Origin of the sequence: Halobiforma nitratireducens JCM 10879, from assembly GCF_000337895.1 — an archaeon.
GTDB classification, from domain to species: Archaea; Halobacteriota; Halobacteria; order Halobacteriales; family Natrialbaceae; genus Natronobacterium; species Natronobacterium nitratireducens.
This window is the reverse complement of sequence record NZ_AOMA01000134.1, coordinates 1-392: the sequence shown is the minus strand read 5'-3', so window position 1 is coordinate 392 and position 392 is coordinate 1. Positions and strand designations below refer to the sequence as shown.

The following is a 392-nucleotide window of genomic DNA, read 5'->3' as shown; positions in this document are numbered from 1 at the left end:
CTTCTAGTCTAGTTAAAGTGACTATTTTAGACGCTAGTGACTACACCGCGATAGGTCGGAGCTAATTTCGAAAGCGTGCAACGGGCTAACAGAGAAAGTCGCAGACGGTAGTCTGGCCGAACTGCTGTCCGGCGAAATGGGAACTGCCGAATCCGCAACCACTGCTACCGGTATCGTTATTGCGATTACGGTCGGATTTTCGATGCTCCTACAGAAGATGGGTGGCTATGAGGCGGACACCGACACTGGCAAGGATGACAATGTAGCTGGTAGCAGCCGAAACGATGACGGTGATCAATAATGGATTACCCTGTTGCACGTTCAAGATTAGTTCGCCGGACGGGACGGGCAGACCAGAAACTGACCACCTATCGGCAGTGCTGACCCAATGA

The 392-nt window shown here is 51.8% G+C and carries 1 protein-coding gene; it reads right to left on the bottom strand.

What is annotated here, in order from left to right; translation table 11 throughout:
- Window positions 1-208: 208 nt before the first annotated feature.
- Window positions 209-392 (bottom strand): hypothetical protein (locus tag C446_RS19645; protein WP_204365917.1); only part of this gene is annotated, 184 nt, incomplete at its 5' end.